Genomic DNA, 13,198 nt, shown 5'->3' with positions numbered 1-13,198 from the left:
ATCTCCTCCTCAAATCTGGACAACGGAAAACGGGCGGGGTTTCCTCATTGGTTTCTTACATGGGGTCTGAGACGCGGATATCAAAACGAGTTTCGGGAAAAACCCGAGATAGCCAATCTGACCGCTCTTAAGATAACTTGTCTCATCTAAACCGTTTGAAAAATCTTTCAAACGTTTCAATAACTTGCGCTCGCCATAGTTTTAACCAACACTCCCTCATCGCTTTGACAGAAGGAGCATTGCATATGACTGAACGTCTTGAAGATATTGCGATTGCACTGGTGGCGGCAGGAAAAGGCATTCTCGCTGCCGACGAAAGTTCGGGCACCATCAAGAAGCGCTTTGACTCGATCCATCTCGCCTCGACGGAAAACACCCGCCGCGATTATCGCGAGATGTTGTTCCGTTCGGACGATGCGATGAAGAACTATATTTCGGGTGTCATTCTCTATGATGAAACCATAAGGCAGAAGGCCAAGGATGGTACGCCGCTCGTCGACATCATCCGAAAGGCAGGGGCAATTCCGGGTATCAAGGTCGATGCGGGTGCAAAGCCGCTGGCAGGCTTCGCCAGTGAAACAATCACAGAGGGGCTCGACAGTCTGCGCGAACGGCTCAACGAATATTATGAGCTTGGCGCACGCTTTGCCAAATGGCGCGCAGTGATTTCCATTTCGGATGGCCTGCCCACATGGGGTGCGGTGAAACAGAATGCACAGGCGCTCGCCCGCTATGCAGCGCTTTGCCAGGAAGCAAACATCGTCCCTATCGTAGAGCCGGAAGTGTTGATGGACGGCCAGCCGGGTGATCATACCATCGACCGTTGTTACGAAGTGACGGAATGGGTTCTCAAGATAGTGTTTACGGAACTTTACGATGCTCGCGTCAGGCTCGAAGGCATGATCCTGAAGCCGAACATGGTCATCGACGGCAAAAAGGCACGCAAAGCTTCCGTCGAGGAAGTGGCGGAGAAAACCGTACGCTGTTTCCGCAACACGGTTCCGGCAGCGGTGCCCGGCATCGCATTTCTTTCCGGCGGCCAGACCGGCGAGGAAGCGACAGCCCATCTTTCTGCGATGAACGCGGGCTTCGACATGCCATGGAAAATGACCTTCTCCTATGGCCGTGCCCTTCAGGCCGCAGCGCTGGACGCCTGGGCAGGTAAGGATGAAAATATCGCTGCCGGCCAGCGCGCTTTCGCGCATCGTGCAAAGATGAACGGTCTCGCCGCTACCGGCGGCTGGAAAAAAGATCTCGAAAAGGCAGCCTGACTCGTCTTGAAAAGAAGGGCCCGGCGATTTCAGCCGGGCTTTTTTCAGCCTTCGTGCAGATGGAATCCCACTGCCAGTGCCATGATCAATATGGCGATGACTGCGATCTTCCAGAAATCGCCGCGCCGCTTCAGTCCCGGCAGGCCAAGCGGTTTGATGATGTGCAGTCCCATCAGAAGAACAAGCAGCACAGGCAGGATTTTTGTCACAAATCACCTCTCTGCCTCCTTGTGACGCAGACAGGCCATCGCCGCAAGACACCTGCATCAGACACAGGCGTTTTACCGGCAAGTCTCGTTCTTCATCTTAAGTTTCATGGACGGGTCGCCGTCCAGCGGCGTAAACTGTAAGTGGAGGTGACGAAACGCGCATGGAGGAGATGGACCGAAACAGGTCGATTTTGCGCTTTCGTCAGCAGACCAGGTGTTTATTTTGACGCGCATCTTGTTCCGAAAGCCGTTTCACACTTTTCGGGATGCGCTCTAATCACGGCGCAACAACCGCCCCGGCGGCGTTGTGCGTGCTTCTGGGAGGAAGAGCATGACTTCGAAATATGCCGAAACCTATGCCGCATGGCAGAACGATCCTGAACGCTTCTGGGCTGAAGCGGCGCAGGCAATCGACTGGTTCACGCCATGGGATCAGGTTTTTGCGGGCGACGAAGGTGTCTATGGACGTTGGTTCAAGGGTGCTGAGTGCAACACATGTTACAATGCGCTCGACCGCCATGTCGCCAACGGACGCGGTGAACAGGTGGCGCTCATCTATGAAAGCCCCGTCACCGGCACGGTGCGCAAATTCACTTATCTCGAACTGCTGGAAGAAGTAGAAGCGCTCTCCGCCGTCATGCTTGACAATGGCGTGTCGAAGGGCGACCGCGTTCTCATCTATATGCCGATGGTCCCGGAAGCGGCTGTCGCCATGCTGGCATCGGCGCGTATTGGAGCTGTCCATTCCGTTGTCTTCGGCGGATTTGCCGCCAATGAACTCGCAACCCGCATCGACGACGCCAAGCCAGTGATGATTATCGCCGGTTCCTGTGGTATCGAGCCTACCCGCATCGTGCCTTATCAGGCCATGCTCGATAAAGCGATTTCACTTGCACATCACAAGGTCGATCATTGCATCATATTGCAGCGTGAGCAGCATCGGCATGAACCGGTGGCAGGGCGTGACATCGACTATCGCGAGGCCGTCAATGCCGCGCGCGGTCGTCATGTCCCCTGCACGCCGGTTGATGCCACCGACCCGCTTTATGTGCTGTACACATCCGGCACGACCGGCGAGCCGAAAGGCGTCGTGCGAGACAATGGCGGACATATGGTGGCGCTCGCCTGGTCCATGAAGAATGTTTTTGGTGTGGAACCCGGACAAGTATGGTGGGCCGCATCCGATGTGGGTTGGGTAGTTGGCCATTCCTACATCGTCTACGCACCGCTGATCCAAGGTGCAACGACTATCCTCTTCGAAGGCAAGCCGATCGGCACACCCGATGCTGGCACCTATTGGCGCATCATTGCCGAGCATGGCGTGGAAGTGATGTTCACCGCACCGACTGCACTGCGCGCTATCAAGAAAGACGACGCGGACGGCAATTTCGTGCGTCGCTACGACCTTTCGAAGTTCCGCGCCCTTTATCTCGCTGGCGAACGTGCCGATCCGGACACGATCCACTGGGCCGAGAACCTGCTGGGCTGCCCGGTGATCGATCACTGGTGGCAGACAGAAAGCGGCTGGCCCATGGTCGCCAATCCGCTCGGTCTTGGTCTTCTGGAAACCAAATACGGATCGCCCGCTGTCTGCCTTCCGGGTTACGATATCCGCGTGCTGGACGATGAAGGCCACGAAGTCGAGCGCGGCCAACTTGGGAATGTTCTTATCAAGCTACCACTGCCGCCCGGTTGCCTGCCAACGCTCTGGAATGCCGACGAGCGCTTTCGCAAGGCCTATCTGAACGAGTTCCCCGGTTATTATAAAACTGCAGATGCAGGCTATATGGATGAGGACGGTTATCTCTACATTATGAGCCGCACCGACGACATCATCAATGTCGCTGGCCATCGCCTGTCCACAGGGGCGATGGAGGAGGTACTTTCCAGCCATCCCGATGTTGCCGAATGTGCGGTGCTTGGTATTTCGGACCCGGTTAAAGGCCAGGTGCCATGCGGTTTCCTCGTGCTGAAATCCAACATCGACCGCGACCCGCAGGAGGTCGAGAAGGAATGCGTCAGCATGGTTCGTGACGTCATCGGACCTGTTGCAGCTTTCCGGCTGGCGCTGACCGTCAAGCGTCTGCCCAAGACACGGTCCGGCAAGATTCTGCGGTCAACTATCCAGAAAATCGCCGATGGCGAAGAATGGAAGATGCCGGCTACAATCGATGATCCCGCTATTCTCGAAGAAATCAGCACTGTTCTGCGCGAGCGTCACACCGGCCTCGCCTTCGCCTGATCCTGACGCTATTGACCGGCGGTTTCCGCCGGTCCACTCTCCACGCAAATTGGAGATCGATCATGCAGTTAGAAGGCAAGGTGGCAATCGTCACCGGCGCTGCCCGTGGTATTGGCTATGCCATAGCAAAGCGCTTCCTGATGGATGGCGCAAGCGTAGTCCTATCCGACATCGACAACGCCGCCGCCATGCGCGCAGCCAAGGATCTGGAGCAATTCGGCCCGGTTCGCCATATGGCGGCGGATGTGGGCGACAAGCTCGATGTCCACAATCTCCTCACCTTCACCATCACCAATCTGGGCGAGATCGACATCCTCGTCAACAATGCCGGTATCGTCCATCAGGCGGATTTCCTCGACCTGAAAGAAGAGGATTTTGACCGCGTCATGAGGGTCAATCTCAAAGGTGCCTTTCTGTGCGGGCAGGCAGTCGCCAGACGCATGGTCGAGAGGGTCGAATCGGGCGGAGATCCAGGCACGATCATCAACATGTCATCGATCAATGCGATCTTCGGTTTGCCGGAGCAACTCGCCTATTCCGTTTCCAAAGGCGGATTGAACCAACTGACACGTACCATGGCGGTAGCGCTCGCTCGTTGGGGAATTCGCGTCAATGCCATCGGCCCCGGTTCCATCGAGACGGACATGCTTTCCGTCGTGAACACAGATACCGATGCCCGCAACAGGATTCTTTCCAGAACACCGCTCGGTCGCATCGGCCAAGCCTCTGAAATTGCTTCGATAGCGTCGTTTCTGGCATCGCGGGATGCAAGCTATGTAACAGGCCAGACCATCTATGCGGACGGTGGGCGCCTGCCGCTGAGCTATACGGCGGCGCCACGCTACAAGGCGTGACGTTGCGATCCAATTATATTAGGACGATAATAAAGTCGGACTTCGCTCCTGACAGAAAGCTGTCAGGAGGGGTGTGCGATACTGCGTATCCAAGGATGAGGGAGATTCACCATGGCACTCGCAATCGCACCATTGATCGCAGTTTTGAAGGAATACAGGCGCAGATATGACGAACGCCGCCGTTTCATTCGCACCGAGCGGGTGATCGGCCGACTGCCGAACGATTTGCGCAAGGATTTGGGCTGGCCGGATCGCTATCTGGAACAGCGCGGCACCAAATACTGCAACGGAGAATAAACCGGAATGCGCCGTGCAGACCGCCTTTTCCAGATTGTTCAGCACCTGCGCGGTGGCAGGCTTGTCACCGCGCGTCAGCTGGCCGAACGGCTGGAAGTCTCCGAACGTACGATCTATCGTGACATTTCCGATCTGCAATCGACAGGCGTTCCCATCGATGGCGAAGCCGGTGTCGGCTATATTCTTCGGCAGGGTTTCGAACTCCCGCCGCTCATGTTCACGCGTGATGAAATCGTCGCTCTTGTCGCCGGAGCGCGTCTCATTCGCGCCTGGGGTGGCGTTTCCATGGCGCGTGGCGCGGAAGAGGCTCTGGTCAAGATCGAAGCCGTCCTGCCCAAGGAAGAGCGCGCCCGCATCACCAGCACTCAAATTCATGCCCCCACGGCCCGTATCAGCATGGATGAGCGCCGCATCATCGACGCGGTGGAACGCGCTGTCGATCAGGGCAACGTGCTGAATATCCGCTATCGGGATCTGGAATCGCGCGAAAGCGAGCGTAATATTCGTCCGCTCGGTCTGTGGTTCTGGGGCAAGGTCTGGACGGTTATCGGCTGGTGCGAATTACGCAATGCTTTCCGCACATTCCGGACAGATCGCATTGTTGAGGCCAGCGATGCAGGGCGCCTCTTCCGGGCCGAACGTGGCAAGACACTGGCCGATTTCTACCGCCTCATGGAATTGAGTGAATATAACGCGTTCAAAGACTGAATACCTCCCAAGACAGAAAGAAAAAGCCCGGCTGACAAAGCCGGGCTTTTTTGCATTTCGGTAAAACGATTTCTCGTCCCGACTATTCTTCTTCGTCTTCATCCGGCGTCGAGCTCTTGAGCGAAGAGAGCTTGGCAAAGACCTTGTCAGCATCGAGCTCTTCTTCTGCGGGTTGCTCGTCACGATAATCGAAATTCTCGGTCGCGGAAGCCGGCAGCAGGGTGCTATCCGATTCCGGCGCGGCCGGACGGTTGCGGGAGGCGCGTTCGACTTCGATGTCCAGATCGATCTGCGAGCAGAGGCCGAGCGTTACCGGGTCCATCGCCGTCAGATTTGCCGAGTTCCAGTGCGAGCGATTGCGAATCTGTTCAATGGTCGACTTGGTCGTACCGATCAGGCGGGAAATCTGCGCGTCCTTCAGTTCAGGATGATTGCGCACCAGCCACAGAATCGCATTCGGGCGATCCTGACGCTTGGAAAGCGGCGTATAACGCGGGCCCTTGCGCTTGGCTTCCGGAACGCGAACCTTCGGCTCGGAAAGCTTCAGGCGATGATATGGATCCTTTTCGCCTTTCGCGATCTCTTCGCGCGAAATCTGACCCGTAATGACCGGGTCCAGACCCTTGATGCCCTGAGAGGCTTCACCGTCGGCAATAGCCTTCACTTCCAGCGGGTGCAGCTTGCAGAAAGCGGCAATCTGGTCAAAAGACAGAGCCGTATTATCGACAAGCCAAACGGCCGTTGCCTTCGGCATAAGAAGCTGGGTGGCCATTAGATATAATCCTTCTGTTCGTCCGCTCCGGTGGCGCGGGACGTGGGCAAAACCACAATTTCCGGGAAATCACGGCCTATATATCGTTTTTTTGTCGCCAGAGCAAGAATGGCTCTGAACGTTAATGTCTGCAGACAAGTATGGCGGCTTTTGGCCCGGATACTAAGCAATATCGAGTACGATCTTGCCAATATGTCTTCCTTCCTCCATGCGCTCATGCGCACGCCAGGCATCTTTCAGCGAAAAGATCATGTCCATCACCGGGGCGACGCGGCGCTGCGCCAGAAGCGGCCAGACCTTCGCCTCCAGTTCCTGCGCAATGCCAGCCTTGAAGTCGACCGGTCGCGGACGCAGCGTAGAGCCGGTATGGGTCAGACGCTTGGTCATCAATATTGCGAAATTGGCCGTGGCCTTCGCACCGTTGAGAAAAGCGATCTGCACGATGCGGCCATCTTCCGCAGCAGCTTTGTAATTGCGGTCGACATAATCGCCACCGACCATATCGAGAATCACATTGGCCCCTTTGCCCTTGGTCACTTCCTTGACGACCTCGACAAAATCCTCTTGCCCGTAATTGACGGCGTGATCTGCTCCGAGTTTCAGGCAGACTTCGCATTTTTCCTTCGAGCCCGCTGTTGCAATGACGGTCGCGCCAAATGCCTTTGCAAGCTGGATAGCCGTCGTGCCGATACCCGACGAGCCGCCGTGAACCAGAAAAACCTCGCCCTTCTTCAACCCGCCGCGCTCGAACACATTGTGCCAGACGGTGAAGAAAGTTTCAGGGATCGCTGCCGCTTCGATGTAGCCATAGCCGGAAGGCAAGGGCAGCGCGTTCGTCTCATGCACGACGGCATATTCGGCGTAGCCGCCACCCGCCAGCAGTGCGACCACCTGATCGCCCACCTTGAACCGTTTGACGCCGCTGCCGACGACAACAATGTCACCGGCAATCTCCAGACCCGGTATATCCGACGCGCCAGGAGGTGGCGCATATTGACCCAGTCGCTGCAAGACATCTGGCCGGTTGACCCCGGCGGCGCGTGCCCGCACCAGAATTTCACCTTCCTTGGGTTCAGGCACCGAGCGTTGAACAGGTCGAAGCATATGGGCTCCGCCCGGTTCAGAAATTTCGATAGCGGTCATCTGGGAAGGCAAGTCGGCCATCATATTCACAACTCCATTCAGATTTCTGGCCCTACGCATCGTCGCAGAAATGCCGCATGGCGGATGCAAGACGTCACGTTAGGGAAATCGTCATCGATTTTCTCAAATATATATGCGACGATTCAAGGTGTTAAATCTTTTCTGAGCCATCATTGACCACGGAGGACGGCTATGAGCGGTTTCGATGAGGATGTGGTAAAGCCCCGCAACAGCGTGGCGCTAAGCGAAGAGGAACTATCGCTGCTTTCGGTTATCGAAATCGACCAGCGCATAGCCTTGCTGCAATCCGAAATAGAGCGATTGAAGACAGAACGCCTCAAGAAGGACGATAGCCGCGCTGCGGCAGAAGCATTGTTTCGATAGGAATGGAGTCGTCAACGGAAATGGATACCGGAGTAAAGCAACCGGAACCATTTCCGAGCGACGCGCTTTAGGAACAACAATCATTGATCGCTGCAATCGCTCATCAGCCTCAGCACTGACAGTTCGGCTTCAGACTTCGGGAATAGAGTTTTGCGCATTTACATTCAGGTTCTGGCCCTCCTCTGCGGCACAGCCTTCCTTCTCATAGCTTCGGGACTTCACGGTCTTCTATTGCCGCTGCGTGGCGGTGTGGAAGGCTTCTCAGTGGCATCGCTCGGCATGCTCGGTACCACTTGGGCGGGTGGCTTCGTTGCCGGCTGTCTGTTCGCGCCGCGCCTTGTGCGCCGCGTCGGCCATGTACGGGCATTCGGTTGTTTTGCCGCATCGGCTGCGGTTATCGCTTTGCTTTCCGGCATCTTCGTGGATGCAACCATCTGGGTGATCCTGCGCGCCTTCACCGGCTTTTCGATGGCTGGCGCCTTCATGGTCATAGAAAGCTGGCTGAATGAACGTGCAACCAACGAATCGCGCGGCAAGATTTTCGGCATGTATATGATGGTCAATTACGGGGCCACCATGTCCGGCCAGATGCTCGTGGCAGCCGGAGACGTGCGCTCCGATCATCTGTTCATGATAAGCGGCATATTCTTCTGCCTGGCTCTCATTCCAACGGCGATCTCCACAGCCGTCAGCCCCAAGCCGCTGACCGAAGTGCAGCTTGATCTCAAGGCGCTCTATAACAACTCACCTGCAGCCTTCGTAGGTTGTATCCTGATCGGCATTGCCAATGGCGCATGGGGTACGCTCGGAGCTGTCTTCGGCGCTAAATCCGGCATTTCGACCACCGAAATCGCCTTGATGGTCAGTGTCACTATCGCAGCCGGAGCCTTGATGCAGATTCCAATCGGACGCATTTCCGATCTGGTAGACCGACGTTTCGTGCTGGCAAGCGTTGCGGCGCTGGCGGCACTGGTTGGCCTCATTGCCTTTCTCGTCGCTCCGTCCAGCGGCCCCGTCATCATTACGATGACCGGCTGTTATGGCGCGCTCGCCTATGCGCTCTATCCCGTCGCCGTCGCCCACGCCAACGATCACGCAACGTCGGAAAGCTTTGTGAAAGTATCGAGCGGGCTTCTGTTGCTTTACGGCTTCGGTACCATGCTCGGACCGCTGCTGGCGGCTGCGGCCATGGATATTTTCTGGCCGTCCGGCCTCTTCGCCATCACCATGCTCGCGCATATTTCCATCACCGGCTATGCACTGTTCCGTTCACGCAAGCGCGCATCCGTTCCGAAAGAAGAAAAGGATCAGTTCAAAAGCATGCCGTCGGAACGTGGCGCAACACCGGAAGCGCTGAACCTCGATCCAAGAGCAGAGACGGAAGGTTGACGGACGCTGAAAATAGCGTCGATAAATGCAGTCGATTAAATAGTTGAATCAATATGTTCGGCGGCTGTGACACAGCCGCCAATACTGAATTTCGGCATCTTCGCTTTGGAATGCAAACTACATTCACGACAAAGAACCTCCAGCTCGTCAGAGCCGTTCGGTCTCCAATGTCGACGGTTTGAGACGCCTTATCGAACCGCGATCTAAGCGCGGCTTCCCTGTTAGTGACGTGTTACCTGGGATCTCAGTTTTTCGATCTGGTCCTTAAGCATGAGCTTCTTGCGCTTGAGAGATGCAACGTGCAGGTCGTCCATTGCCGGTGACGCTATAGCTTCGGAAATTTCCTGCTCCAGAGCGCCGTGCTTCTTTTCGAGCGTGGCAAGATGGGACTCGATAGCCATCATCAGATCTCCTTTGGTTGATTTCCCTGATTTACGGAACAGCGCGGACCTCGTTTGCCCGTTTGTCCGCTATCCCGCCATTCAACCTGCATGAACGCCCGGCACACCTCCTGTATTCCGGGCCAAACACGCAGTCCCGGCTGCCAAGGATGCGGTATTGTTGTCGCCTTCGACAGCCGTCATCCATGACAGAACCATGACAGTTTGGCATGAGTTTGGTGCAAAGTCGATTTTGTCGTGGTAGCATTTTCCTGAGGCGAAAAATATGATAAGGGCTTCGCCGGAAACGGGCTGACGCCGCACCTTTGAGGGTTTGGCGCGGCCCGTAAAACTATTCAACAGAACGGGGCACCGCATGTCCGATCAGGAACAGGCCGAAATCAGATTGGCCGTCGCACGACTGAAACAGGAACACGCGGATTTCGATGCTGCCATAAACGCCATGATAGCGGTTGGCTGCGACCAATTGCGCGTCCAGCGTATGAAGAAGAAAAAACTCGCAATCAAGGACAAGCTGCAGGAGATGGAAGATCGGGTGATCCCCGACATCATCGCCTGAATGTCCATAATGATCCATGACAGAGCCGGGGTTCGCCCGGCTTTATCATTTTAATACCACCCTAAACATGCACGAAAGAAGCGGAGCAGGAAGATCAATGAGCGTTACTGCCGATGTCGCCATCATCATGGGAAGCCAGTCCGACTGGGAAACCATGCGCCATGCAGCGGACACACTGGAAGCACTCGGCATTTCCTTCGATGCCCGGATCGTTTCCGCGCATCGCACGCCTGACCGGCTCGTTGCCTTTGCCAAAGGTGCCAAAGCGGAAGGGTTCAAGGTCGTTATCGCAGGTGCGGGCGGCGCGGCTCACCTGCCCGGCATGGCTGCAGCCATGACACCACTGCCTGTCTTCGGCGTTCCGGTCCAGTCCAAGGCGCTTTCGGGTCAGGATTCGCTCCTCTCCATCGTGCAGATGCCAGCTGGCATTCCCGTCGGCACGCTCGCCATCGGTCGCGCCGGTGCGGTCAACGCCGCTCTTCTCGCCGCCGCCGTTCTGGCGCTTTACGATGAAGCGCTTGCAGCCCGCCTCGATGAATGGCGCACTGCGCAAACGGAAAGCGTGGCTGAGCGCCCTTCGAACGAGGCCTGATATGAACAACTCCGCACTCAATTCTGCACTCAGGCCCGGTGCAACCATCGGCATCATCGGCGGCGGCCAGCTCGGCAGAATGCTTGCCATGGCCGCAGCACGTCTCGGCTTTGAAACCGTAATCCTGGAACCACAGGCCGATTGCCCGGCGGCACAAGTTGCCAATCGCCAGATCGTCGCTGCCTATGACGACCCGAAAGCGCTTGCCGAACTTGCAGCAGCGTCCGATGTCATTACCTACGAATTCGAGAACGTGCCGGTCAGCGCCGCCGACAAGCTGGCCGAAACCGCTCTGGTCTTTCCTCCCCCGGCAGCGCTCGAAGTCTCACAGGATCGCTTTACCGAAAAGCAGTTTCTCAACTCCAGCGATATCGAGACAGCACCCTGGCGTCTTGTGGACGATGAAGAAACCCTGATTGCAGCTCTGGGTGCCCTTGGCGAGCGTGGCATCCTCAAGACGCGGCGTCTTGGTTATGATGGCAAGGGACAGGTCCGCCTGACGTCACTCGATGAGGCTGAGGCGCATAAGGCGATTCTCGCGATCAATCGTGCCCCGGCAATCCTCGAAGGCTTCGTTGATTTCGAGCGTGAAGTCTCAGTGATCGCAGCACGCGACCGCTCCGGCAATATCGCCATCTTCGATATTGCCGAAAACGTTCACAAGGACGGTATCCTCGCGACTTCGACCGTACCGGCTTCCATCTCCGAAAGCACGGCGGAAGCCGCCCGTAAAGCCGCCACAAAGCTCCTGAATGCGCTTGATTATATCGGCGTGCTCGGACTTGAGTTCTTCGTCCTGAAGGACGGCACGCTTCTGGCAAACGAATTCGCCCCCCGCGTCCATAATTCAGGCCACTGGACCGAAGCAGCTTGCGCTGTTTCGCAGTTTGAACAGCATATCCGCGCCGTAGCCGGATTGCCTCTGGGCAACACGGATCGGCATTCCGATTGCGTGATGGAAAACCTGATCGGCGACGATGTCGAGAAGGTACCAGCGATTCTCTCCGAAAAGGATGCCGTGCTGCATCTTTACGGTAAAAAGGAAGCACGTCCGGGCCGCAAAATGGGCCATGTGACGCGCATTCACCCCCGCGGGAAATAATGTTCATCGGGAATCCCGTCGATTCCCGATGAATCTTTGCCACCTGCCAAGAATTTCAGCTCCAGTGCCCTGAATCTGCGGCTCAGGAGTTGACATTTGCCTGAAACCTTGTGTATTTCGGCCAACCCTTCGGGCATCTAACAGTGCCTGTAATCAATTGGCGCCTCGAGCGCCTGTTTTTATGAAGCCCCGCGGCATCTGCACGTCAACGGGCCAACAAGACCGGTGATTGACATGAAGATCAAGAACTCGCTTAAAGCGCTCAAGGGCCGTCATCGCGACTGCCAGCTGGTCCGCCGCAAGGGCCGCGTTTACATCATCAATAAGACTGCCCCGCGCTACAAGGCTCGTCAGGGCTAATCTTATTTCTGATTTTGCATTTGACGTTTCGCTGCGCATGGTAAAATCTATGCTCATGCGGAACGTTTTTGCATGTCTGATTTCTTTTTCTGTACTCGCGTCGCTTGGTACGACGGTGCCCCTTGCCCATGCCGAAGTGGCACCCGGCAAAATGCCGCTTACCGCCCCTCTGACACCCGTTCAGACCGGCCCCGACACGGAACAGAAAACTACCCCGGAAAAGCCTGAATCGGATGCAGTCCAGACGCCTGAAGAGCGCCTTGACAAACTCTTTGCCGATCTTCGCCGCACGACGGACGAAGCCAAGGCGCGGCGCATTGCTTCACAGATCAATACGCTGTGGTCACAGTCCGGCAGCGCAACAGTCGATCTCCTGATGCAATGGGCCAACACAGCGATGCTGGAGCGGCGCTATCCTTCGGCAATCGACTTCCTGAATGAGGCGATCGCGCTCGACCCGGAATATGCCGAGGCCTGGAACCGCCGCGCTACGGTCTATTTCCTGCAAAAAGACTATGCCCATGCCATGTACGACATCAATCGTACACTGGAGTTGGAACCACGCCATTATGGTGCCCTGACCGGCATGGCGGCCATCTTGCGCCTGCGCGGCCTCAAGGAACAGGCGCTAAAAGCCTATGAGCAGGCTCTCATCGTCTATCCGATGATGCGCGACGCACAGAAGAACTTCAACGATTTGGCCGACGAACTGACGGATACGCGGACTTAGAGCGGCTTCTGCCTCCCCACAAAACATTCTCAAAATTCGGCAAGACCAAAACAAAAAACGCGCCCTGAAGGAGCGCGTTTCTTTAGATGCCGTCTGCCATAACTGGATGAGATTCCGGCTGTAGCGAGCCGGAATCGAAGATGGGCGCTTGAGCGACCAAACTGGCGGAGTTTGAGAGCCGGCGC

16 protein-coding genes are annotated in these 13,198 nt (G+C 56.4%); 12 read left to right on the top strand and 4 right to left on the bottom strand.

Going from position 1 to position 13,198, the window contains the following annotated elements; translation table 11 throughout:
- Positions 1–245: 245 nt before the first annotated feature.
- Positions 246–1,271, top strand: coding sequence for a class I fructose-bisphosphate aldolase (locus tag F9K94_RS19625; protein ID WP_151647871.1), 1,026 nt, complete (start codon positions 246–248; stop codon positions 1,269–1,271).
- 44 nt (positions 1,272–1,315) lie between these two features.
- Here the strand turns inward: F9K94_RS19625 and F9K94_RS24485 are convergent, their stop codons facing one another.
- Complete coding sequence (locus tag F9K94_RS24485) at positions 1,316–1,480, bottom strand: hypothetical protein (RefSeq protein ID WP_181153344.1); 165 nt, start codon at positions 1,478–1,480, stop codon at positions 1,316–1,318.
- Between the two features lie 331 nt (positions 1,481–1,811).
- On the opposite strand from F9K94_RS24485, the gene F9K94_RS19620 reads away from it, so the two are divergent.
- The 4 genes from F9K94_RS19620 (at position 1,812) to F9K94_RS19605 (ending at position 5,581) form a co-directional block, all read left to right on the top strand.
- Entirely contained in the window at positions 1,812–3,722 is a 1,911-nt protein-coding gene (locus F9K94_RS19620; RefSeq protein ID WP_151647869.1) for a propionyl-CoA synthetase, read from the top strand.
- 62 nt (positions 3,723–3,784) lie between these two features.
- The gene (locus tag F9K94_RS19615) at positions 3,785–4,576 is read left to right on the top strand and encodes an SDR family NAD(P)-dependent oxidoreductase (RefSeq protein ID WP_151647866.1); all 792 of its coding nucleotides are present in this window, start codon (positions 3,785–3,787) and stop codon (positions 4,574–4,576) included.
- Between the two features lie 111 nt (positions 4,577–4,687).
- Positions 4,688–4,873: a hypothetical protein gene (locus F9K94_RS19610; protein ID WP_061348011.1), complete on the top strand. Its 186-nt coding sequence runs from the start codon at positions 4,688–4,690 to the stop codon at positions 4,871–4,873.
- A 6-nt stretch (positions 4,874–4,879) separates the two neighbouring features.
- Positions 4,880–5,581: a helix-turn-helix transcriptional regulator gene (locus F9K94_RS19605; protein ID WP_061348010.1), complete on the top strand. Its 702-nt coding sequence runs from the start codon at positions 4,880–4,882 to the stop codon at positions 5,579–5,581.
- 82 nt (positions 5,582–5,663) lie between these two features.
- Here F9K94_RS19605 and F9K94_RS19600 read toward each other — a convergent pair whose 3' ends face one another.
- On the bottom strand, positions 5,664–6,353 hold the full coding sequence (locus F9K94_RS19600; RefSeq protein WP_061348009.1) for a DUF1013 domain-containing protein: 690 nt from the start codon (positions 6,351–6,353) through the stop codon (positions 5,664–5,666).
- 162 nt (positions 6,354–6,515) lie between these two features.
- Entirely contained in the window at positions 6,516–7,520 is a 1,005-nt protein-coding gene (locus F9K94_RS19595; RefSeq protein ID WP_151647864.1) for an NAD(P)H-quinone oxidoreductase, read from the bottom strand.
- Between the two features lie 168 nt (positions 7,521–7,688).
- Between F9K94_RS19595 and F9K94_RS19590 the strand changes: the two genes are divergently transcribed.
- Together F9K94_RS19590 and F9K94_RS19585 are read left to right on the top strand one after the other, a co-directional pair.
- Positions 7,689–7,880 (top strand): DUF1192 family protein, encoded by a 192-nt coding sequence (locus F9K94_RS19590; protein WP_125335378.1) that lies wholly within the window; start codon positions 7,689–7,691, stop codon positions 7,878–7,880.
- 150 nt (positions 7,881–8,030) lie between these two features.
- Positions 8,031–9,269: an MFS transporter gene (locus F9K94_RS19585; RefSeq protein ID WP_012091309.1), complete on the top strand. Its 1,239-nt coding sequence runs from the start codon at positions 8,031–8,033 to the stop codon at positions 9,267–9,269.
- A 221-nt stretch (positions 9,270–9,490) separates the two neighbouring features.
- On the opposite strand, the gene F9K94_RS19580 is transcribed toward F9K94_RS19585, so the two are convergent.
- The gene (locus tag F9K94_RS19580; protein ID WP_012091308.1) at positions 9,491–9,673 is read right to left on the bottom strand and encodes a YdcH family protein; all 183 of its coding nucleotides are present in this window, start codon (positions 9,671–9,673) and stop codon (positions 9,491–9,493) included.
- A gap of 352 nt (positions 9,674–10,025) precedes the next feature.
- Here F9K94_RS19580 and F9K94_RS19575 point away from each other — a divergent pair, with 352 nt between their 5' ends.
- From F9K94_RS19575 to F9K94_RS19555, 5 genes are all read left to right on the top strand, one after another.
- Entirely contained in the window at positions 10,026–10,229 is a 204-nt protein-coding gene (locus tag F9K94_RS19575) for a YdcH family protein (RefSeq protein WP_006471281.1), read from the top strand.
- Between the two features lie 97 nt (positions 10,230–10,326).
- The gene (gene purE, locus F9K94_RS19570; RefSeq protein WP_010661420.1) at positions 10,327–10,821 is read left to right on the top strand and encodes a 5-(carboxyamino)imidazole ribonucleotide mutase; all 495 of its coding nucleotides are present in this window, start codon (positions 10,327–10,329) and stop codon (positions 10,819–10,821) included.
- Position 10,822: 1 nt separating this feature from the next.
- Positions 10,823–11,923, top strand: coding sequence for a 5-(carboxyamino)imidazole ribonucleotide synthase (locus tag F9K94_RS19565; RefSeq protein ID WP_061348005.1), 1,101 nt, complete (start codon positions 10,823–10,825; stop codon positions 11,921–11,923).
- 234 nt (positions 11,924–12,157) lie between these two features.
- Positions 12,158–12,283: a type B 50S ribosomal protein L36 gene (ykgO, locus tag F9K94_RS19560; RefSeq protein ID WP_010661422.1), complete on the top strand. Its 126-nt coding sequence runs from the start codon at positions 12,158–12,160 to the stop codon at positions 12,281–12,283.
- A 37-nt stretch (positions 12,284–12,320) separates the two neighbouring features.
- Positions 12,321–13,013 carry a tetratricopeptide repeat protein gene (locus F9K94_RS19555; protein WP_151647862.1) on the top strand — a complete coding sequence of 231 codons (693 nt, stop codon included), beginning with the start codon at positions 12,321–12,323 and terminating at the stop codon, positions 13,011–13,013.
- Positions 13,014–13,198: the final 185 nt, after the last annotated feature.

Source organism: Brucella tritici (genome assembly GCF_008932285.1).
In the GTDB taxonomy this organism is placed as follows: Bacteria; Pseudomonadota; Alphaproteobacteria; order Rhizobiales; family Rhizobiaceae; genus Brucella; species Brucella tritici.
The sequence above is the reverse complement of the archived record's forward strand: the minus strand, read 5'-3'. Positions and strand labels throughout refer to the sequence as shown.

What these genes read in the sequence shown, in the direction of transcription:
- purE (WP_010661420.1), top strand. Translation starts at nt 10,327, where the DNA reads ATGAGCGTTACTGCCGATGTCGCCATCATCATGGGAAGCCAGTCCGAC.
- F9K94_RS19580 (WP_012091308.1), bottom strand. Translation starts at nt 9,673, where the DNA reads ATGATGGCTATCGAGTCCCATCTTGCCACGCTCGAAAAGAAGCACGGC.
- F9K94_RS19555 (WP_151647862.1), top strand. Translation starts at nt 12,321, where the DNA reads ATGGTAAAATCTATGCTCATGCGGAACGTTTTTGCATGTCTGATTTCT.
- F9K94_RS19565 (WP_061348005.1), top strand. Translation starts at nt 10,823, where the DNA reads ATGAACAACTCCGCACTCAATTCTGCACTCAGGCCCGGTGCAACCATC.
- F9K94_RS19600 (WP_061348009.1), bottom strand. Translation starts at nt 6,353, where the DNA reads ATGGCCACCCAGCTTCTTATGCCGAAGGCAACGGCCGTTTGGCTTGTC.
- F9K94_RS19615 (WP_151647866.1), top strand. Translation starts at nt 3,785, where the DNA reads ATGCAGTTAGAAGGCAAGGTGGCAATCGTCACCGGCGCTGCCCGTGGT.
- F9K94_RS19625 (WP_151647871.1), top strand. Translation starts at nt 246, where the DNA reads ATGACTGAACGTCTTGAAGATATTGCGATTGCACTGGTGGCGGCAGGA.
- F9K94_RS19575 (WP_006471281.1), top strand. Translation starts at nt 10,026, where the DNA reads ATGTCCGATCAGGAACAGGCCGAAATCAGATTGGCCGTCGCACGACTG.
- F9K94_RS19605 (WP_061348010.1), top strand. Translation starts at nt 4,880, where the DNA reads ATGCGCCGTGCAGACCGCCTTTTCCAGATTGTTCAGCACCTGCGCGGT.
- F9K94_RS19595 (WP_151647864.1), bottom strand. Translation starts at nt 7,520, where the DNA reads ATGATGGCCGACTTGCCTTCCCAGATGACCGCTATCGAAATTTCTGAA.
- F9K94_RS19590 (WP_125335378.1), top strand. Translation starts at nt 7,689, where the DNA reads ATGAGCGGTTTCGATGAGGATGTGGTAAAGCCCCGCAACAGCGTGGCG.
- F9K94_RS19620 (WP_151647869.1), top strand. Translation starts at nt 1,812, where the DNA reads ATGACTTCGAAATATGCCGAAACCTATGCCGCATGGCAGAACGATCCT.
- ykgO (WP_010661422.1), top strand. Translation starts at nt 12,158, where the DNA reads ATGAAGATCAAGAACTCGCTTAAAGCGCTCAAGGGCCGTCATCGCGAC.
- F9K94_RS19610 (WP_061348011.1), top strand. Translation starts at nt 4,688, where the DNA reads ATGGCACTCGCAATCGCACCATTGATCGCAGTTTTGAAGGAATACAGG.